The 20,917-nt window shown below is 40.7% G+C and carries 15 protein-coding genes; 5 read left to right on the top strand and 10 right to left on the bottom strand.

Going from position 1 to position 20,917, the window contains the following annotated elements; genetic code table 11:
- Window positions 1-34: 34 nt before the first annotated feature.
- The 5 genes from NPUN_RS00120 to ppsA form a co-directional block, all read right to left on the bottom strand.
- Window positions 35-481 carry a response regulator gene (locus NPUN_RS00120; RefSeq protein ID WP_012406853.1) on the bottom strand — a complete coding sequence of 149 codons (447 nt, stop codon included), beginning with the start codon at window positions 479-481 and terminating at the stop codon, window positions 35-37.
- Window positions 426-2,732 (bottom strand): sensor histidine kinase, encoded by a 2,307-nt coding sequence (locus NPUN_RS00115; RefSeq protein ID WP_012406852.1) that lies wholly within the window; start codon window positions 2,730-2,732, stop codon window positions 426-428. The genes NPUN_RS00120 and NPUN_RS00115 overlap by 56 nt, the downstream gene beginning before the upstream one ends.
- A gap of 307 nt (window positions 2,733-3,039) precedes the next feature.
- The gene (locus NPUN_RS00110; RefSeq protein WP_012406851.1) at window positions 3,040-4,608 is read right to left on the bottom strand and encodes a dolichyl-phosphate-mannose--protein mannosyltransferase; all 1,569 of its coding nucleotides are present in this window, start codon (window positions 4,606-4,608) and stop codon (window positions 3,040-3,042) included.
- 58 nt (window positions 4,609-4,666) lie between these two features.
- Entirely contained in the window at window positions 4,667-5,209 is a 543-nt protein-coding gene (locus NPUN_RS00105) for a GNAT family N-acetyltransferase (protein WP_012406850.1), read from the bottom strand.
- A gap of 206 nt (window positions 5,210-5,415) precedes the next feature.
- Entirely contained in the window at window positions 5,416-7,896 is a 2,481-nt protein-coding gene (gene ppsA, locus NPUN_RS00100) for a phosphoenolpyruvate synthase (protein WP_012406849.1), read from the bottom strand.
- Between the two features lie 189 nt (window positions 7,897-8,085).
- On the opposite strand from ppsA, the gene NPUN_RS00095 reads away from it, so the two are divergent.
- Window positions 8,086-8,490: a hypothetical protein gene (locus NPUN_RS00095; protein WP_041565086.1), complete on the top strand. Its 405-nt coding sequence runs from the start codon at window positions 8,086-8,088 to the stop codon at window positions 8,488-8,490.
- Window positions 8,491-8,639: 149 nt separating this feature from the next.
- On the opposite strand, the gene NPUN_RS42880 is transcribed toward NPUN_RS00095, so the two are convergent.
- From NPUN_RS42880 to NPUN_RS00080, 4 genes are all read right to left on the bottom strand, one after another.
- A complete protein-coding gene (locus NPUN_RS42880; RefSeq protein WP_234711022.1) occupies window positions 8,640-8,846 on the bottom strand; it encodes a hypothetical protein in 207 nt (68 codons plus the stop codon).
- A gap of 12 nt (window positions 8,847-8,858) precedes the next feature.
- Window positions 8,859-9,377: a class I SAM-dependent DNA methyltransferase gene (locus tag NPUN_RS00090; protein WP_012406847.1), complete on the bottom strand. Its 519-nt coding sequence runs from the start codon at window positions 9,375-9,377 to the stop codon at window positions 8,859-8,861.
- A 494-nt stretch (window positions 9,378-9,871) separates the two neighbouring features.
- Window positions 9,872-10,615: a hypothetical protein gene (locus tag NPUN_RS00085; RefSeq protein WP_148220227.1), complete on the bottom strand. Its 744-nt coding sequence runs from the start codon at window positions 10,613-10,615 to the stop codon at window positions 9,872-9,874.
- Window positions 10,616-11,121: 506 nt separating this feature from the next.
- On the bottom strand, window positions 11,122-13,050 hold the full coding sequence (locus NPUN_RS00080) for an alpha-amylase family glycosyl hydrolase (protein ID WP_012406845.1): 1,929 nt from the start codon (window positions 13,048-13,050) through the stop codon (window positions 11,122-11,124).
- A gap of 481 nt (window positions 13,051-13,531) precedes the next feature.
- On the opposite strand from NPUN_RS00080, the gene NPUN_RS00075 reads away from it, so the two are divergent.
- The 4 genes from NPUN_RS00075 to NPUN_RS00055 all read left to right on the top strand — a co-directional run bounded on the left by NPUN_RS00075 (window position 13,532) and on the right by NPUN_RS00055 (window position 19,306).
- On the top strand, window positions 13,532-14,584 hold the full coding sequence (locus NPUN_RS00075) for a tellurite resistance TerB family protein (protein WP_012406844.1): 1,053 nt from the start codon (window positions 13,532-13,534) through the stop codon (window positions 14,582-14,584).
- A 571-nt stretch (window positions 14,585-15,155) separates the two neighbouring features.
- Window positions 15,156-16,991 carry a serine/threonine-protein kinase gene (locus NPUN_RS00065; RefSeq protein WP_012406843.1) on the top strand — a complete coding sequence of 612 codons (1,836 nt, stop codon included), beginning with the start codon at window positions 15,156-15,158 and terminating at the stop codon, window positions 16,989-16,991.
- A 348-nt stretch (window positions 16,992-17,339) separates the two neighbouring features.
- Complete coding sequence (locus NPUN_RS00060; RefSeq protein ID WP_012406842.1) at window positions 17,340-18,848, top strand: HAD family hydrolase; 1,509 nt, start codon at window positions 17,340-17,342, stop codon at window positions 18,846-18,848.
- A gap of 239 nt (window positions 18,849-19,087) precedes the next feature.
- Window positions 19,088-19,306: a hypothetical protein gene (locus NPUN_RS00055; RefSeq protein ID WP_012406841.1), complete on the top strand. Its 219-nt coding sequence runs from the start codon at window positions 19,088-19,090 to the stop codon at window positions 19,304-19,306.
- 42 nt (window positions 19,307-19,348) lie between these two features.
- Here NPUN_RS00055 and ribD read toward each other — a convergent pair whose 3' ends face one another.
- Window positions 19,349-20,572, bottom strand: coding sequence for a bifunctional diaminohydroxyphosphoribosylaminopyrimidine deaminase/5-amino-6-(5-phosphoribosylamino)uracil reductase RibD (gene ribD / locus NPUN_RS00050; protein ID WP_012406840.1), 1,224 nt, complete (start codon window positions 20,570-20,572; stop codon window positions 19,349-19,351).
- Window positions 20,573-20,917 lie beyond the last annotated feature (345 nt).

The raw sequence follows: 20,917 nt of genomic DNA, 5'->3' as shown, positions 1-20,917 counted from the left end.
CCCCTTGTCTCCCCTGCCTCCCCTACCCCCTGCCTCACTCTGATGGTAGCGTCACAGTAGAGAGCCAAAAATCTTCGATACTCTTGACGATTTGAAATAATTGGTTCAGGTTGCGAGATTTAGTGATATAGCAATTCACATGTAAATCGTAGCTGTGAAAAATGTCATCCTCATTTTTTGAGGTTGTTAACACAACAACTGGAATACGTTTTAGTAGTGGGTCGGCTTTTATTTCCGCCAGCACTTCTCGACCATCTTTTTTAGGCAAATTCAAATCCAGCAGAATAAGGTCAGGGCGAGGTGCATCAGCATATTCACCTTCTTGGCGTAAATAAGCCATAGCATCTATACCATCCCTGACCGTTACCACTTGGTAGGGCACTGAACTATTTTTTAACGCTTCTTGGATTAAGCGAATGTCAGCTTTATTGTCCTCGACCAAAAAGATGGTTTTGTGTTTTTCTCCCGTTTCTACGCTCAAGTTCGCGTCCTCCAACTGGAATCGTAAAGTAGAAGGTTGCGCCCTGACCCAGTTCTGACTCTACCCAGATTCGCCCCCGGTGACATTCAACAATCTTCTTACAGATGGCTAAACCCATCCCTGTACCAGTATATTCATCCCGCGTATGTAAGCGCTGAAAGATTACGAATATGCGATCGCTAAATTTTGGGTCAATGCCAATTCCATTATCCCGTACTGAGAACAACCATGCGTCTTCTATCCTTTCTGCTCCCACATGGATTTGTGGCGGCTGGTCACTGTGGAATTTAATGGCGTTACCGATGAGGTTTTGGAATAGCTGCATCAGTTGGGTGCTGTCAGCCATCACTGTTGGTAAGGGGTCGTGGGTGATAGTAGCCCCAGTTTCATTAATGCGTTGACGTAAATTGCCCAACCCTCGCATTAAGGCTGTCTCTACATCGTTCATTTGAAATGCGATCGCCTGCATATCCACTTTCGAGTATGCCAGCACGTCATCAATCAACGTCTGCATCAGGCTAACTCCCTGCACAGCGTAGCTAATAAACTCCTGGGCATCTTCGTCAAGTTCTTCGCTATACCGCATCTCCAACAGTTGCACATAATTCACAACTTGATTGAGTGGTTCTTGCAAGTCATGGGAGGCGACGTAGGCAAACTTTTTCAGTTCGGCGTTAGAACGTTCTAAATCCTGCGCTAACTGGGCTAGTTCATCGGCTTGACGCAGCACAATATTAACAATTGCTTTCCGCAGTTCCAATGCTGCTTTAACTTCTACATCTTTCCAAGGTAAAGATGTTAAGCGAACCGTTTCTTTCCACAGTTCAAATGATTTGCGTGGACACAGACGGACATTTCCTTCTGACTGGCTAACTTCAAACGCCTTATTAGGATCGCCACCCCAATTTACAGTTTGAATTACTTCTGGTCGGAACCACAAAACATAAGTCCGCTTGGCGATGGGAATCGCTAACAAACCGCTAGCGACATTTTTAAAGCTTTCTGCATCTGGATAAATCTGTGGCAAAGAGTCTGTATAGAAGACTTCTTCTTCAACATTATTCTTCAGCCATTGGACTAAAAAATTCAGGTCTTCTTCTCTAGGTGTTTCTCCAACTACCGTGCAATTTCCCGCAAAACAGACAGCTGCACCTTGAGCGCTAGCCAAATCTAAAAGATGCTGCGGGTTTTTAACTAAACCATCAATAAAGTTTTCTTCTTGAGACATATATTCAATCAAGATTGATTGAAGGTGTGTCAGATTTATCCGGTGATAATAATCTTCTGTCTCTTCTCTAGCTGAGATTTCTGCAAATATTACTCGTCCCAAGAATTCGCAAGCTTTACGCAATTCGTAGGAAACATATTTGGGGGACTGATGATGGCAAGCAATTAGCCCCCAGAGTTTTTGGTCTTTAATTAAAGAAATAGTCAGCGAGGCACCAACACCCATATTATGCAAGTACTCTGTATGACAGGAAGCAGCACTTCTGAGAATAGAGTTGGTTAAATTAATCGGGCGATCGCTAATTGGATTATTGACAGGAAAAAGTTTTACTGGCTGAGAATAAGCATCAGGTATAATTCTGATGGAATTGGCAGCAAATAATTTTCTCGCCGGTTTGGGAATATCTGATTCTGGGTAATGCAGCCCTAAGTAAGGTTCTAGGCTTTCTAGTTTTTCTTCAGCGATAACGGAACCATGCCCATCATCATCGAATTTATATAGCATTACCCTGTCAAATTCCGTGATTTTCCGAACTTCTTGAACGATAACTTGACAAAAGTCACGGAGATTGGCTGTTTTTTCTAGTTGATTTATAGAGGCTCTAGCCAGATGATAAAAGCTTAAAAATGGAATATTTTCCTGAGTAATAGCAGGTTCTAATTCCAGAATTAAAAATCCTTCTATATTGCGGTGAAATATTGCATCAAATACTACGTATTCATCACCTTTTTTTCGTACCCAAACTTTGGTGGGATTGATGAAATCAAGATTTTCCCCAGATAGCCCTGTTTTAATTCTCTCTATTTGAAAGGGATCGAGTAAATCTTCTAGTTTTTTGTGTAACATATTTTCGGGCGCAATCCCGAAAACCTTTAATGTATTAGTGCTAACTTGTAATATTTTTAGCTCAGGCTCCTCCAAAACTAACAGGACACCGTGAGGCTGAATTTGGCTAGAAATATGAATTGGTGCCTCTTTCAAGCTAATTAAATTAATACCTGGGAATTGTAAGTTCATTTCCATGAAGATCCTCCTCTGTTGTCCGGGAGCATCAAAACTAGAATATCTAGAATAACTGAATAATGATGAATGTAAAACAAATAACTTTACACTCAGCATTTTTACTTAGTATCTAATTTCCCATGCCCTGATGTTGCGTTTTGCAGGCTTACTCTCATCTGCTTACACTTTGAAAAGTCTAGCAGCCAGTAAACTTACATAGGGATAAGAAATGTGAAAACCATGTGATTAAACAATCATGTATATGTGTAGCTATGTTAACTTTAGAAATGAGTTTAGGAGCCATTATTCTTACCAAGACCCCTTTTAATCAAATCCAAGAGTTAAACCACATCCGCAATTTATAACCGTCAGGGGAGAGGGGTAAACCCAAATAAATGGGCATCCAGAAAATAAAAGCAGCCAGAATAATAAAAGTAATGGTGACACCTAACGTCCGGAGTTGTTGATAATAGCTGCGAAGACACTGATCGACAAACCAAGCGATCGCTAAAAATACAAATACGACTGCACACATATAATGGTATATGAAAACACACCTCGTCACTTTTATCCAAGGTGCTAAATTAGCAGCATAATTTATAACTAAATACAAACCAATCCAAGTATCAATACTAAGAGTTGCAGGTACTAAAAAACGCTTTTCTTTCACCCAAGGAATTACGGCTTGTGATATCAGCATCCCTACTAAAAACAACATAGCAGCAACACCAAACCACCACAAAAAGGGATTGCCCATTGCATGGACATCATAAATAACTTGTCCAGCACCAGCAGGTAAAGGTGGCCCCATGACAGGTAATGGTTCGGTAATACTTTCAGCCGTTTGATAATAATATGCCATTGGTCGAATCATCAAAGGCCATTTGTACCAAGCAGCACAATAAGGATGTACATCCGAACTATTACCACCTAAATGCAAGTGAAATTTCAAAATTTGCTGATGTACTGCAATAAATCCATAAGTTTTATCTAGCTGAAGGTGAGGAATCCAGATGATGCTATAGATAAAAGCTGGAATTATTCCTAGATAAAATAACATCTGGAAAATATTTAGTTGAGTCAAGTTTTGTAGTGGTGACTCAGATGAGGTAGATGGTATAAATGGTGGAGAATAAGTACTAACTCCTACCTCCTGACTCCTGACTTCTGGCTCCTGAATTCTGCCTCCTGCCTTCTGCCTCTTGCCTCCTTCCTCCTCTAATGAGGGGGATGTAAAAAAGAGTTTGGGATTAGCAAAAGAATGCATTCCGTGAATTACCCAAGCTACTATCCAAATAAGATAAGCACCTGATAAGAACCATAAACCGTTCCACTTAGTACCGACTGACGCACCAAAAGCAATGCCAGCAAAAATCAACCAAAATGAACGTCGTCGATTTTGGTTATCTAATGCTAATAATAAAAACCAGTGTCCTAATAAACCAAAGATGACAATATAAATATTACTTAAAGCATAACGAGATTCGACTAGAAAAATGCCATCACAAGCTGTAAATAAACCAGCAAGTATTGCAAAGCTACGGCGATAACTCAATTGATAAGCGATCGCAGCTACAACTAAAGGGATAAATGAGCCAGTAAGGGCATTGAACCAACGATAAGTCCAAGGCGATCGCAATGAACCCGTCAGTCCATTTACCGTATCGTGCCAAAAAGGAATGTGGCTGCCAATCCAAATGCCGATGCCAATCATATATTGGCTCAGTGGCGGATGAGCATTAAAAAATGGTGTATGTGTGAGATAATTATTACCAAATTTGGCAAAGTAAACTTCATCAAATACCAGAGTGTTGAATCGCTCCAGCCCCCAAAACCTCAAGGCGAGTGAGAGAATAAATATACCCAACAGCCCAATTCGGAACCATTTTTTAGTCATTAGTCATTAGTCATTAGTTATTCTTTCTCGCCCTGCTTCCCCTGCTCCCTGCTCCCCTCTACTCTTCAGGTGCATCTAGTTGGAACAGGAGTAGTTCAATACCGTAATACTTATTTGTCCGCCCTATTGGTTTCATACCCAATCGTTCTGTTACACGGATTGAGGCATGATTTTCTGGCTTCACTACGGCATTAATTACTGGCAAGTTCAAAACATTAAATCCGTAATTGAGCATAACTTGTCCTGCTTCTGTTGCATACCCTTTACCCCAAGAAGCTCGCCTCAAGTGCCAGCCTACCTCATAATCTTGAGTGGGTAAACCATCTTTGTCGGGTAATTGTTTAAGAAGGATAGTTCCCACAATTGTTGTAGTTTCCTTTTCGACAATTGCCCAAGATCCAGTACCATTGTTGCGTCGGTGCCATTGCTCGATGTTGTCAATCAAACGCTGACGCTGTGACTCAACACTTGTTACCAGAGAAGCTTTACCAAGAAAGTGCGTAACTTCAGGGTCATTATAAATTACAAACGCTTGTTCGGCATCGCGTTCGGGTATCCAACTGCGAATAATCAAGCGTTCGGTTTCCAAAAAATTTGTCATGTTGCTTTTGACTAAACTAAATAGCCATTCTGCAAAATACTAAGATACTTATGGTTGAGCAGTCAAAAGTTTTGTAGACAATTACACAAACTAAATATGGCGATCGCTATATTACAGGCAGCGATCCAGAAGTTCAACTACTGTTGGTTATGCGATTGCAAATCTGAATCTTTCCGCAGGTCTCTAGCTGGCATAAATTACTCGAATTATGAATTAGTACCCTCGGCTTTTGCTACTTCTAGCATTGTCTTTAAAACCGAATCTGGATTCAGACTAATTGAGTCAATTCCCTGTTCAACCAAAAACTGAGCAAATTCTGGGTAATCACTGGGTGCTTGTCCACAAATGCCGATTTTGCGATCGCATTTTTTCGCCGCTTCTATGACCATTTTTACCATTCGTTTGACAGCTGGACTGCGTTCATCAAACAATCTTGCTACCAACGCCGAATCTCTATCTATCCCCAGTGTCAGTTGAGTTAAATCATTTGAACCAATGGAGAAACCATCAAATACTTCAGCAAATTCCTCAGCCAGAATTACATTACTGGGCAACTCACACATCACATAAACCTGCAACCCGTTAACACCTTGCTTTAAACCATTTTTTGCCATCTCTGCCAAAACCAACCGCCCTTCATCAGGAGTGCGACAAAAAGGAATCATCGGAATAACATTTGTTAAACCCATCTCTTCCCGTACTCGTTTGAGGGCATGACATTCTAGGGCAAAAGCTTCTCTGTAGCCTTCATCATAGTATCGTGCTGCTCCTCGCCAACCCAGCATTGGGTTTTCTTCATGGGGTTCAAACTGCCGCCCACCTAACAAATTCGCATATTCATTACTTTTGAAATCTGACATTCGCACAATCACTGGTTTGGGATAGAATGCTGCGGCAATTCTACCTATCCCTTGAGCTAATTTATCTACAAAATATTGAGGTTTATCGTCATAAAGTGAGGTAATTTCAGCAATTTTAGCTTTTGCAAATTCATCTTTTAATAACTCATAATTAATTAACGCCATTGGATGAATTTGTATTTGGTTAGCAATGATAAATTCTGTTCGCGCTAAACCTACGCCATCGTTAGGAATTGCCGATAAACTTAATGCTTCTTGAGGATTACCCACATTCATTAAAATTTGAGTATGGGTACGCGGTAAGTTCTCTAAAGCAACTTCTTCAACTTCAAAAGGTAATAAGCCTGCATAAACTTTTCCCTCTTCCCCTTCGGCGCAAGAAATTGTTACCTCTTGACCAGGTTTTAAGATTTCTGTAGCATTGCCACATCCCACGATCGCAGGGACACCCAATTCTCGCGCAATAATTGCTGCATGACAGGTTCTACCACCAGAGTTGGTGACAATTGCACTGGCGCGTTTCATAATCGGTTCCCAATCGGGATCGGTTCTCTCTGTCACTAAAACTTCCCCAACTTGAAACTGTTCGAGTTTCTGAACATCTAAAATTAGGCGGGCTTTCCCTTGACTAATAGCTTCTCCAATTGCACTTCCCGTAACCAGGGGAATGGGTGATTGGGAATCATGGAGTGAGGAGTGGGAAGATTTTTCCCTATTTCCCCACACCAACCGATAACTCCGTAGCACATTCCCTGTCTTCTGCGACTGGACGGTTTCGGGACGCGCTTGCACAATAAAAAGTTGGTTTGTAATGCCATCTTTTGCCCATTCGATATCCATTGGAGTAGATATACCGTGGACTTGAGAATAATGATCTTCAATTAAACACGTCCAATTTCCTAGCTGTAAAATCTCTTCATCACTCAGGGCAAATTTACCTCTTTCGCTGGCGGAAACCGAAACATTTTTTGTAAATTTGGAGCCGTCATCATAAATCATTTTCAGTTCTTTACTACCCAATTTTTTATCAATAATTGGGCGGAAACCAGCTTTTAAAGTTGGTTTAAAAACATAGTATTCATCAGGATTTACAGACCCCTGGACAACATTTTCACCTAAACCGTAGGCGGCTGTAATCAGTGCTGCATCCTTAAATCCGGTTTCTGTATCAATGGAGAACATTACCCCAGAGGTTGCTAAGTCAGAGCGCACCATTTTTTGCACGCCCACAGCCAGAGCAATGCTAAAGTGGTCAAATCCCTTGGTGTGGCGATAAGAAATAGCACGATCGGTAAATATGGAAGCAAAGCATTTGTGACAAGCTGCTAAAACTCCTTCAACACCAACAACGTTGAGGTAAGTTTCTTGCTGTCCGGCAAAACTAGCATCGGGAAGGTCTTCGGCGGTGGCGCTAGAACGGACTGCAACATCTGTCTCTGTATGGTATATTTCACAAAGACTTTGGTAGGCTGTAGCGATCGCCTCTCGCAACTCTACAGGAAATGGGGTGTGGATTAATAGCGATCGCGCTTTTTTCCCCCGTTCTCGTAAATTTTTGACATCCTCAACATCCAAGTCAGCAAAGAGTTTGCGTAGTTTTGCTTCTAAACCTGCTGATTTGATGAAATGACGATAGGCGTAAGCAGTGGTGGCGAATCCGGTAGGAACGTTAATCCCTTTAGGCGTTAGCTGTTGAATCATTTCGCCCAGTGAAGCATTTTTACCACCAACTAACGGGATATCAGCAATACCAACTTCATCAAACCACAAGATGAGCGATCGCTCTTGAGCAGATGGAGATAAAGTGTTTTTAGATATTGTAGTCATAATTACCTTTTAAATTTATACTCAATTTGTAAGTGCGTAACTGTTAGTATATTTTTCCCATCTTTAATTTTAGATTTTTCATTCTGTCGTGTAACTTTAAATTTGGCGATTAAATACAACCTTTTAGTCAATAAAAGTTAACATTTTTTTAGGTTAATAGCTGTATCAAAACACCGGATGCAATACACAATGGCACAACTAGAACGACTGCTAAAAATGGCAGAAGATGAGTTAACTGAGTACAGTACTGATGCCCGCAAAATGGAAAAACTACGGCGAAAAATAGGTTTAACAGTGTCGGCAATTGAACAACGACAAGTCAAAGAAGCATTATTAGTTAATAAGCAATCTTCTAATATAATTACTCAAATTGTGGAAGAGCAAAGACAAACAGTAGCCTTACCATTTTGGGGAATTGCTGGATTGGGTTTGTTATTCGGAATTTCTTTAAATCAACCTATCTGTTTGTTAGCAGCTATAGTTGGTACTGTATCAGCTTACAGAATTCAAAGATGGGGTTGGCAATTGCAGGCAAGGAGTCTATTGTTACAAACATTGGAAGATATTGAAGCGCGTATTGCCCAACCTAAATAGATACACTTTATAAATAAATTATTTATAACTGCTTGTATTTAAATATACGAGTGAATCGATTAGTCATTCTATTGAACCTCGTAAGTACTTAACAATTCTTTTGGGATCACCATAACAAAAAAATTAGATATTGAATGTAATTTAGGTATTTACAATCTGGGTTTGCGTGCAATAAATGCTACATGACCCTTCGACAAAATGTATTGACCATAACTACGAGTTGTTTCAACTTGGAAGCCAACGCCAGAGAGTTCACTTGCGATAGCTGTTGCTTCGTATAATCGCACGTGGTGTACTTCGTCAGATCGTCTGTAGTGTTCCCCCATCTTACGGAAGCTAATAATTCGGCGTGTCAAAATTATTTGCTCTCAATCTTCCGATTTTTCAACTAATACTACCCAGCTTTCTCCTTCAGTGAAACCCTTAGTTGTAGTACCTTGTGCAACTTGTCCTTTTTCGGCAATGTCGAAGATGAATACACCCCCAGGAGTTAAGGCATTATATATGCGCTGGAAAAGCTGAACAAGAATTTGGCGATCGTTGTCTCGATCAAACAGATAGCTGATACATTCACTAATGGAGGTGACAGCATTGCATGGCGGAATATCTGTTTTGAATAGTGAATCGATCCGAAATTCAGCATCTGGGACTCTTGTTCGTGCAATATTAATCATCGACTCAGAAATATCAACTCCGAGAACACGATAATGAGCCTTAGTGAGTTCTTCTGCCCATAACCCGCTACCACAACCCAAGTCAACCACTAATCCATCATGTATTTTGTTTTGAGCGAGGATTTCTAAGATGCCAGGAGCAGATTTGAGAGCGAAGTCACGGAAACCGTCGTCATGAATAAATGCAAGGTCTTCTTTGTACCATTCATTCATATTGCTTAGAGGCTATTTATAAATATTTTGGCACTAAATTCCTATTACGAGCCTAAGACTAGCCCTTTCAAGGTGCGTAAAAATTTTGGTAAATAGATTTCTCTTTAAGCTCTATACTCTGTGTCCTCTGCGCCTCCGTGGTTAGAAAAAATACTTTTAAACCGCAGAGGCACAGAGCTCGCTGAGAAAAAATAAGAGATTTTACGAGTTACCTTGAAAGGGCTAGTCCTAGAGTCTTTAGAGGTTGTTTGAAAAGTTTTAGGCAATAGAGTTTGCTACTACACAAACGAACGCGAGTGCCTTTCTAAGAGTTGTCCACCTCCGTGGACTAAGAGAAAATCAATGTTTTTAACCCACGAAGGTGGGTTTTGTCTGTGTAGCCGCGACTTTTAGTCGCCCGGTGAGTAATAAATTAGACTTTTTAGCTATTACACTATTTTAGCCTTGCGATACCACTACGGTAATTTTATTTTTACTTTATAAATAAGCTCTTATTACCTCTTCACAGAAATTGTGTAACTAGGTAGATGTGAGGCATCTGTTTGCGTTTTTACAAGTCGCCAGTCATTATCTATATATAAATGCTGAAACACTTGAGAAGGTGCTAAGGATGTTTTTCTTAAATAATTTGTATGATTTATCTCTATATTTTCTAATTCGAGAGCTTTCGATAAAGCCAATTTTGACGCATTCCGTTTGACTTTAGTGTTAAGCACATCAGTAAACCAGGTGCAGACTGATTCTAAATTTAGAGGAATTTCTCTATTTTTAAAAGCCTGAAATCTATCAATATTTTGAAGATACCATTTACCATTTTGAACTCCATATTTTTGGATTACCATGAAATCATAAGCGGGTAATCTTGAGTGAAAACTCTGGGATAAATATGGCTCTTTCCCCATTATATAGCGAGCAACACTGGCACAGTAACCATCATGCTGGAAAATTTGAAACGACTGTTCTTGTATTCTTCTCGGTAAACTTTCATGAAATGATATGGTAGACCATATTGGTGTCCAAACACCTACCAAAAGGCGTAATTGTTCCGTAACACTGAAAACAGGATTGTGTTGGCTCAATTTTATAAAATAGGGAAGTAATTCAGTTTTATAAAATTTTATTTCGTCATTTGAAGTTCCTGACTTTTGTTCTTGAACTCGTGCCAAAATCTCATTTTTAAATTTTACTTTTTTGGGAGCGCTTAATTGATTTTTTAGCAAGAGTTCAAACATCACCATTTACCTTGTTCTCATTTTTTTAGATGACTTGGTAAGAATTAAAAACTGGTGATTTTAGTACTTATACAGGTATCATCTATTCTTTTAACCTGTAAGAGGTAGAGCTTTTTAGCTCCTGCCTTTGACAGTTTTAAGGTGTTTATGTGCTTGATACTATCTATTCTTACTCATAAAATGGTGTGATCTAGATCACTGCAAACTAAAATATATTGAAAAAGCATTTAGAAATTAGAGCATTGCATACATAAATTTATAGCGGCTACTCTCAATACGGTTTGGTTAAGGGGGAAAGGGGAAGGGGTAAAGGGTAATTCAAACTTTACCCCTTCCCCTTTTCTGAAACTACAAGGTAAGTAAAGAATCCTTATCCAAACCGGATTATGGCTACTCTCTGAGAAAGCCAAAGACGAAACCATAAAGCTCAAGAAGCGCTATTAATTCACAAATAATGAAGTGTAAAGAATCAAAATTTTGCTCCTTTACACTTCATTGTTGATTTGAAATTTCTACGATTCTCTTCCCGATGCCCAAGTATCGCGCCATTTAACGGTACCTTCTTTGGCAATCACCCAGCGACGATTGACCAAATTTTCCCGCAGAGGCGATCGCCCTTCGCGCCACATGGCATATTTATAAGCAATTAGCTTACCAGTGCTTTCATCAAAGGGAATCTCAGCAGACCAAGTATTTGAGTTGATATACTCCAAAGGATATGCTTTGCTGATATCCCAGTTACCCAACTCTGGGCAATCTCCTGTCACCACAATGATTTCACCGGGTTGGGTATCCACACCATTGAGTTGAACGCGCACAATTGTCTGTGCTTTGATCCGTTCCCCAACGTGGCTGAAAACAAGCACTCCCCGTTCTTCTAATACAAGGTTATAAATCTTGCCGTCTTTTACTTCATACTTATTGCGAGTCACTACGCAAGTATGCTCGCCATCGGGCAATTCTGTTTCTACTTCTGGGAGAATAACTTCCCCTCCCCGGTTTAAAGCTACAAAACACAGAGAATCACGATAGCGGCGGACATAACAGTAGATATCGGCGGTCAAGTATTTCTGCCAATGGCTACCCATTGACACAGCAGGATTTAGCCGCCGTAAACCAGACAGCAATCTAATACAACGATAAACCTCACTATCAGTATCCCAATTTTCCATCATCGGGCGATTATATGGGTCATTACCGCCATCAGTATCGTTATGTAAATACTGTTCTGTGCCGTAATATATACAGGGAATACCGCGAGATGTCATAATTAGGGCGATCGCAACCTTCAACATCGCTGGATCTGGATTCAGCGATTGGAAGCGGCACATATCATGGTTATCGATGAAGGTAACTAACTCTGTTGCCCCGCTATAGCGATAATCCTGGTCAAAAATGTATTGAATTGTTTGGAATCCCATTTCTGAACCTTGGCCCAATGCGGCTCGAATTGCCACACATAGCCCAAAGTCTAGAAGTGTCATGCCTGAATGATTGGCAAATTCCACCGAGCGATCGTCACTCGGATTACTATAAATCCATTCACCAAAAATAAATACATCTGGTTTGTGATTGGTCATCTCGCCAGTGAATTCTTGCCAAAACCAAATCGGCATGTGCTTGACAGTATCAACCCGCAGTGCATCCACACCCCGGTCTAGCCATTGTTTAATTGCTGACTTAATATACTGCCGATATTCTGTATTATTTTCATTGAAGGTTGCAAGACCTGCTAGTTCACAATTCTGTACTTGCCAATCGTCTTCCCAGTTTTGCACTTCGCCATAGTGGTGATACCAATGATTGACATCATCATTGAAATCAGCAATTTTAACGCCATCATCATACAATTCACCTTTACTACCACTAGTATCAGGACTGCTATGGTTGCAGACAATATCCAGCACCAACTTCATATTCCGCTTGTGCAGTTCTGTAACTAACCGATCAAAGGTCGTATTTTTTTCTTCTTGGGTAGCATTTAAAGAAGGGTTTTCTCCATCAGCAATGTAGCGAGGATTAATCCGTTTAAAGTCTTTTGTCCAATAGCCATGCATCGCCGCATTGCTAATAAATAACTCTTCTACTTGCTCGAATAGTGGAGTTAGCCAAAGGGCGGTAACTCCCATATTTTTGAGATAATCTAATTTATCGATGACACCTTGCAAGTCACCACCCCAGTACTTACCCCATTCTTGTCTATTGGGATCGTAGAGTTCTGAATTTTCACCTTCGCTGTTATCTGGATCGCCATCATAAAAGCGATCTACCACCAGAAAGTAAATAGTTTCCTGACGAAATTCAATATCTCTGGTGTAAAGAAACTCTAGGTCAATCTCAGTTTCTGATGGTGGCGTTTCTATAATAGCGTTTACTTTTTCTTGTGCAGAATCAACTTTGTATTGATCTGGGGAAAACTGAGATGGAGGGGTTTTTACCATAAAAAACTCAAAATTTTATGTAATTTGCATTTGTAGAACTAACAGTACAAACGCCCTGGGTGTTGTGTGTCGCTACAGACATCGGTATTGTGACATCCTGCTCACGGTATAGGTATCTATCGCTAGCTAGTTTATAATTCTATCGGTAGATATAATTCATCTGCTAGAGGATAAAAATAAAGGAACATATAGCATTTATTAACGATAATTACTTAATAACAAAAATTTACAATATTTAATTAAGCTGACCTGCGGTAAAAATTGAGCCTAACTCGTGTTTAAGTGTATATTCGACAACAGATTTTAGAACATCTCAACTTCTTGGAGATTAGCTGTCAACAAGATTTGGTGACACCTGAGCAATACTGAGTAAACCACCTATTAGGCAACTTTTTCTCTAGAAGATTCGCTCCATTGGTAAACTGACCATTGTCACTTTCAATCTGTTTTTACTATTGAAGAATTAATTTAGGTAGCAATTATGACTAAGTATGACAAGGTTTTTAACTCACCAAAGACATCAGAGGAATCACTAAGTCCAGAGGAAGCGGTGGCAGCAATCGCAACTGTCACTGCGATCGCTGATTCAATGATTGAAGATGTAGATGCAGAAAGTTTAGCGGGTATCCTCTGGGAATTTGAGGTTTTCGAGGAATACTCAGAAGATGAAATCGCCGAAATAGTTGATAGACTCCTAGCCATTGCAGAAGAGGAAGGAATTGGGCCCCTGTTTAATGCTGCCAAAGTATCTCTCTCAGAAGAATTAGTGCTGGATGGTTTTGCAGCTGGGGTAATAGTGCTTTTAGACGATGAACTTGCGATCGCCAAACCAAAACAAGCCTACCTCAAAAAGCTACAAGCAGCCTTAGACCTGGAAGATGAAGAAGCAGAGGAAATTATTAAGGAGGTAATTGCAGCCTTTAAAGAAGCAGAAGAGGAAGAATATGCAGATGACGACGATGATGAGACAGTAGTCATAGAAGATTTCAGCGAACAGACATATCAATCCCCTTTAGGTAATTTTACCGTGCCAATTCCGGTTGATCCCCAGCAGGGCGGTAGAATTCAAAGCCAGGAAGGAGTAGTTGGCTTTTCTGATGATATCGGTACTTTGTTGAGAATCGATTATTATCCTTTCCCTCTAGAACAGTTAGAGGAACTGGAGTCTGTTGGACAAGAAGAATATTTACAAACAATTTTAGTAGATAAGTATGTACCCCAAGCGATTTTTGCCAATGTACCAGATGCTTCTGTGGAGTACACCGAATATCTGGAAAATACTTTGCGAGGCGCTTATTATGTGTTAATTGATATGCCCAAAGGTTCGACAATTTCTAAGCAAGAAAATAATGGAACTGCAATCAGATTAGATGCATATCGGGGTCTGCTCACCTTTATCAGTGGTGAATTTTTGTATATAGTTAGTAGTCAGCACAGCTTTCTTGACGGCGAAACTCCCGATTCCCTTGAAGAAGAAGCTGAAGATATCAAGGAGAGTATTTTAGAGTTTGTTGAGACTATAGAGTTTAACTAGTGCAGCATTTGATTCATTGGCGTTGCTGAATTCAGGTATGAAAATGATTTTGCGTGATTCCAAAACCCTTATAAAGAAGTTGCATTGTAACGTCTTTATACCAAGATCCATATATTTAATCAGCAGCACCGATTCATCCATCGCAAATGAAATTTGGCAATACCCTGCATTGTTAATGCGCCGGCTTGCATTAGATATCTGGTAAAAAAGAATAAGGCGAAGGGGTAAAGGCAAAGAAAAGCCTTTACCCTTCCCCTTTAACCTTTTCCCAAAACCCGATAAAGAAGCCCCGTTCTTCCAGGACGCTTGAACTGGGGCAAAGTAAAAGCCCCGTCTCAGTCTTTCCCCCTGCCCCCCTTGTACTGAGCGCAGTCGTAAAGCCTGCGGCATAGCTACGCTTAGGGCGCAGCCTCTCGCAGAGAAGTATGCCCCCTGCCTCTTTTGACCAGATATCTATTCGCCCTCGCTTTACTTATCTGATGTACATTTGGAAAGGGCGATGTCTGAGACAAGCCTGGAGAACATAGGAAGTCTCCGGCTCCGCGCTGGGTGTCTACGCTTATAATTTTTCATGACAATAACCCTGCTAAACAATCGCTATCAAGTTATCCAGGTAATCGGTGCTGGGGGTTTTGGCGAAACCTTTCTGGCAGAAGATGTTCACATGCCTTCTCGCCGTCGTTGTGTGATTAAACAACTCAAACCGATAACTAATAATGACCCGCAAAATTACCAACTGATCCAACAAAGGTTTGAACGGGAAGCCGCAACCTTGGAATATTTGGGTGAAAGTAGTAACCAAATTCCTAAACTCTACGCCTACTTTTCTGAGAACGGGCAATTTTACCTTGTCCAAGAATGGATTCACGGCCAAACTCTGACGCAAATTGTCGAAGCTAAAGGATTTGAGAGTGAAACTGCTGTTCGGCAAATTCTCTTGAGTTTGCTTTCGGTGTTAAATTATGTCCACAGCAAAGGCATTATTCACCGGGATATTAAACCTGAGAACATTATTCTCCGTTTTGTTGATAACAAGCCAGTTTTGATTGATTTTGGTGCAGTCAAAGAAACAATCCGTTCTGTCGTCAACTCTTCAGGATACCCCACGCGATCGCTCGTTATTGGTACACCTGGATATATGCCTAGCGAACAAGCCGTTGGCCGCCCAGTTTACGCCACTGATATCTACAGCTTAGGTTTAACGGCAATTTATCTGCTAACTGGCAAACACCCGCAAGAATTGCAAACCGATCTTAAAACTGGGGAAATACTTTGGCAGCAACACGCCCCTAACGTCTCTTCTCAATTGGCGGGGGTACTCAATCAGGCAATTAAGCCTCATGCTGGCGATCGCTACAGCACTGCTAGTAAAATGTTACACGCTTTGCAGTCTGCTAGTAATATCCCTCCTGAGTTAGCTGCAAATACTCCCACAGTTAATTTTTATCCTCCTGCGACATCGACTCGACAAACCCAGCCATTATATTCCCCACAAAAACCAACTGTGATTTCAGGGACTTCCACTCCTGGAAACTGGCAAAAATCTGCTGTAATTATTGGTAGTTTGCTGGTAGGCGGCTTGATTGGTGCAGTAGTGATTCCTAACATCATTCGTCAGCAACAACCAGAAACAACCATTGTCACTAGTCGCACCCCATCGCTAGAATCTTTGCCTACTCCCGCATCTACCAAATCTCCCGTTTCTTCCCAAACTACTCCAGTCCCAGTTATACCGGTCTCACCACCACGAAAGCGAGTAATTCTCAATCCTTTACCAACCTTTAATCCCCCAGTTGTATCCATACCACAGCCAGAAAAAGAGCCTGTAGCTTCAGATACTCCAGCGCCAGAAGTTCCTTCTACACCACAGCCAGAACCAGAGAATATTGCAGTTCCCACACCAGAAGCACCTTTTACACCACAGAAGAACGATCGCTCGCCTAGTAAAGTAGCTGTGACTACCAGCAGCCAAAGCGTTCCCGCATTTCCTACAGGCACATCTAGAAGCGCTGTAGAAGCTACCCTCGGCAAACCAAATCAAGATTTAAGAGGCGCATGGGGTAAGACGCGTGCTGTTGTTTACAAACTAGTGCCAAACAAAATTGATCTTGGTTACTTATTCGATCGTAATTCTAAAGTGCTGCGTCAAACTGAGGTATCTTTTGCCCAATCGGTAGATCCGCAACTAATGGAAGCTACCTTGAATGGATTGTTAGATGGGCAAGCCACTGAAGAAATTAAGCAGGGGCTTAAACAGGTACAACAGGGTCAGTCAGATAATTTTAGTTTTAAGAATGGCTCAGTCAAGGGCCAGATTATCCGCCAAGAATGTAATTTTATTTACATTAGTATTTGGGATGAAAATTTACATGATTTTGTGAGTCCATCGACAGCTAAACAGTGTTAATTTCTTGGAAAATCGATCGGTCAGGATGAATACACCGTCAACTGCCCACCCACTCTTGAAATGGAGCTTGTAACTAGGAAATAAAACTTCTCGCAATATACGGTGTATTAAGATTATATTTTATAAATTGTTTCTTTTTTCTTAGGTAAAAGAGATAAAACATATAGTTAACCTGAGTTTTAGATAAGCTTAAACCTTGATTATGTCGTTAATCTTGACAGCGTGAAAGCCTAATTATTTCGTCAAAATAATCAAATTTGAGTCTTTAATCTGAACTGAAGTTAGTGATAAAATTATCCCTAACTATGGCATAATTATTACATCTCTCAACTATTAGAGTTCTAATTGATGAATACACTAAATTATGAGACTTCTGTGTCCGAAGTGGTAAACATCATTGAAACGGCATCAGATAGTGTGCCAATCCTAGTAGATTTAGATGAAACTATTTTTCTCCGAAATTCAACACAAGAGTATCTCGACACATTAAGACCCCGCATACTTGGGTGGTTATTACTTACCTTGTTGAATCTTCTCAAACCGTGGAATTGGTTGCCAGGAAAAATAAAAGGAGAGGTATCAAGAGATTGGATAAGGGTTTTAGTAGTAACACTGTTTTTCCCCTGGACTGTAATTTTGTGGCAATGGCGAGCTAAACATTTAGCTCAAGCCTATGGAAACACTATTCTGATCGACGCACTCACAAAGAAAAAAAATTCGCGTGTAATTGTTGCCACCCACGGGTTTGGTTTTATTGCTCGTTCGCTGTGCAAACACCTACCCGTAACTTTTAATGCTGTCATAACTTGTCGGTTTTGGCAGGGAGGTATAGATCGACAAAAAGGAAAATACTCTTTGGTGAAAGAAATTTTGGGTGAGGATGAAGTTTCCCGTGCGATCGCAATCACTGACTCAACCGACGATAACCCATTACTTGCATCTGTAGCGACTCCATGCTTAGTTATTTGGCCAGAAGCCAAGTATGTTTCAGCGATGGCTAATACTTATATTCCGTTTTTGTATCTAGAGCGGGCGAAGCGACCAGGTGTGCGATATTTTCTCACAAAGATATTATACGATGATTTTACGATCTTACTACTAGGTTTAAGTTGGGTGAATAATCAACCGATTATTCATAGCATTAGTATGTTTTTTTTACTACTCTCTTTCTGGTGCATCTATGAACTAGGTTATATAGAAAATGACATAGTTGCTGAAAAGTTTGAGAAAAAACCAACTTTATCAGAAACTTACCAACGCTATAAGAACCGAGTCAATACATGGCAGCCTTGGGTTTGGGCTTTGGCTTTCGCTGTTCCTGGAATACTTATTTTGGAATTGACTAAAATTGTTTCAAGTAATGTGAGTTTAGTTGCCAAAGTTAGTGCCATCGATCTAAAAACAGCTTTAATTGACATGGCATCCTGGATAGGTCTACTCCTGGTTGTACGCGTGACTTTCTTTATTTACAACTATATTGATAAGCAGACACGAAGTTGGCTTCACTTGGTATTGCAAGCTTACAAGTGCTTTGGCTTTCTGGTAGTGACAAAAACCAATATCATCGGGTCAATGTTATTTGCATCACAAGTGATTAGTCGCTGGATACCCTATTTTGTTCATCGTTATAGCAAAAGTGAGTGGTTAAAAGAATTACCCAATGAAATACTTCGTGCCTTTGTATTTGTATTTCTAGTTATCGCTATTGCACTAGGGACTCAAAATATTTTTATATTAGTGAGTTGGCAGACTTTAGTCATTTTCATTTGGTATACCTACCGAGCAAGACATCGTTTATGGAAAGTAGTGCGTGAAATACATCCAATTTCCAAAGATATGTGGGATACAAAGAATTAGCTTTAATTGACTGTGTAGGCTAAGATGCAGAAAAATCTGTATTTGCCATACCCAATGCCTAAATATAATAAATTGGGATTTTCAAACTGAGTTTCCAATTCTTAAACTTCATAAAGTTATAAATACCATTATTAAGTTTTTAATAATACTTGTCTCAGCTTCTACATTCATGTCGTAAATTGCGATCGGAATTGTGTAATCTAAAGACAGCTAATAGCTCATTATTCAATCGAGGTCTGATGACTCCTACAATCATGCGTCAGCTTTGGTCAGTGGTTGAAACCGCCCAAGCCAAGCTCCTCTTACAACTGGATGATGCTAGCTTGGTGCAGTGGTTAGTGAAACAAACCGAAACGCAAGTTTTGTTAGATCCTAACGAAACTGACTTTCTGTGCCACTACATTCAATCTCGGCTAGCCCTTATACGCGATCTTGCCCATGAACGTCAGTGTTCATGATAGCAAAATCACGATTAATTGATTGATAATCCAGTGTTATTACTATTGACTATTGGCTTTTTGGGAAAAATAACCCTCCACCAAGCAGTCTGAGCCTACTACACGCCAACGAACACGTTCTAGAGACAATGCCTCAGTCATGGTAGTAAAACCTAAATCGCCCACTGGTGTGGGAGCAATGCTACCACCAATGATTTTTGGGGCAATAAATGCCAAAACTTTTTGCACTGCTCCTTGAGCGATCGCACTAGCAGCTAAGGTACCGCCACATTCCCATAAGACGCTACAAAAACCCCGCTCATATAAGTACGCCATTGCGTTATCTGGTGTAAGTGATGTTAATTCCACGATTTCCACCCCCTGGTTGAGCAACAGTTCTTGGAAATCGGGGTTAGCGCCCTTTTGAGTCAACACCAAAGTTGGAGCATCCGCAGTTTTCCACAGATGGGCACTTTCCGGTAAGTTGAGATGACGACTCATCACCACCCGCAGGGGATTATGTGCTTCCAGATGATGGCTGGTTAAATAAGGATTATCTTGTCGGACTGTATTTCCGCCGACAATTATTGCATCGCAAGCCGCCCGTAGTTGATGTACTTCACTGCGGGCCTCTTGGCTTGTCACCCAGGCGCTATGACCAGAGGTAGTAGCAATTTTGCCATCTAAAGTCATGGCATATTTTAAAATTCCCAAAGGTCGTTTGTAGAGAATGCGATGTACAAAAGCTTCATTTAGCTGATGACAAGCTGATTCTTCTACTCCTACTAACACTTCGATCCCAGCCGCACGTAAACGGGCAATACCACCTCCAGCTACCAGTGGATTGGGATCAACCATACCCACTACGACTTTTGCTACTCCAGCTTGGATCAATCCTTCCGAACAAGGGGGAGTCCGTCCGTAATGATTGCAAGGCTCAAGGTTGACATAGATTGTTGCACCACGAGCGCGATTCTCCTGGGGAGAGGCTGCGCCAACGCCTGCTGCTTGCAAAGCAAACACTTCTGCATGAGGCTCACCTGCACGCGGATGAAACCCTTCGCCGACAATCTCGCCATCCTTGACAATCACCGCTCCCACTAAAGGATTTGGGGAAGTCCGTCCTAAAGCGCGGCGAGCAAGTTCCAAACACCGCAGCATCATGCGAGAGTCAAAATCAGTTCCGATCTTTTCTTTTATAACTGCTGACTCCACTAGATGTATATTTTCCTGAGTGTAATTTGGTAAGGATGCATCTGTTTGAGCGACCACTGGGGAATTATCCATAATTTTAGGCGGCAACACTGTAAATATTCTGCACGCGATCGCGCAGCCTTTCCACAGGAGAATCGCGCTTTGCTGCTGATAATTAATTAAACAGAGTCAAATTCAGGCGCTGTTATTAGCTGTTTTAAATTGCACCAGTTTGTAATATTCATATTACAATTTTTATTACAGCCTTTTTTATCTATCAGAACCACAATCTCCTGTAGGGTAGCACAGCTAGCTGTACTACCCAACCATTTAAAGCGTTGCTACAAGTTCCTTTAAGCGATCGCTTGTATTGCGAAAGATGGAACTACTATCTCTTTGGTAGCAATTTTTGCTTAAGTAAGTGAGATTCTACTTTAC

Source organism: Nostoc punctiforme PCC 73102, assembly GCF_000020025.1.
Classification (GTDB): domain Bacteria; phylum Cyanobacteriota; class Cyanobacteriia; order Cyanobacteriales; family Nostocaceae; genus Nostoc; species Nostoc punctiforme.
The sequence above is the reverse complement of the archived record's forward strand: the minus strand, read 5'-3'. Positions and strand labels throughout refer to the sequence as shown.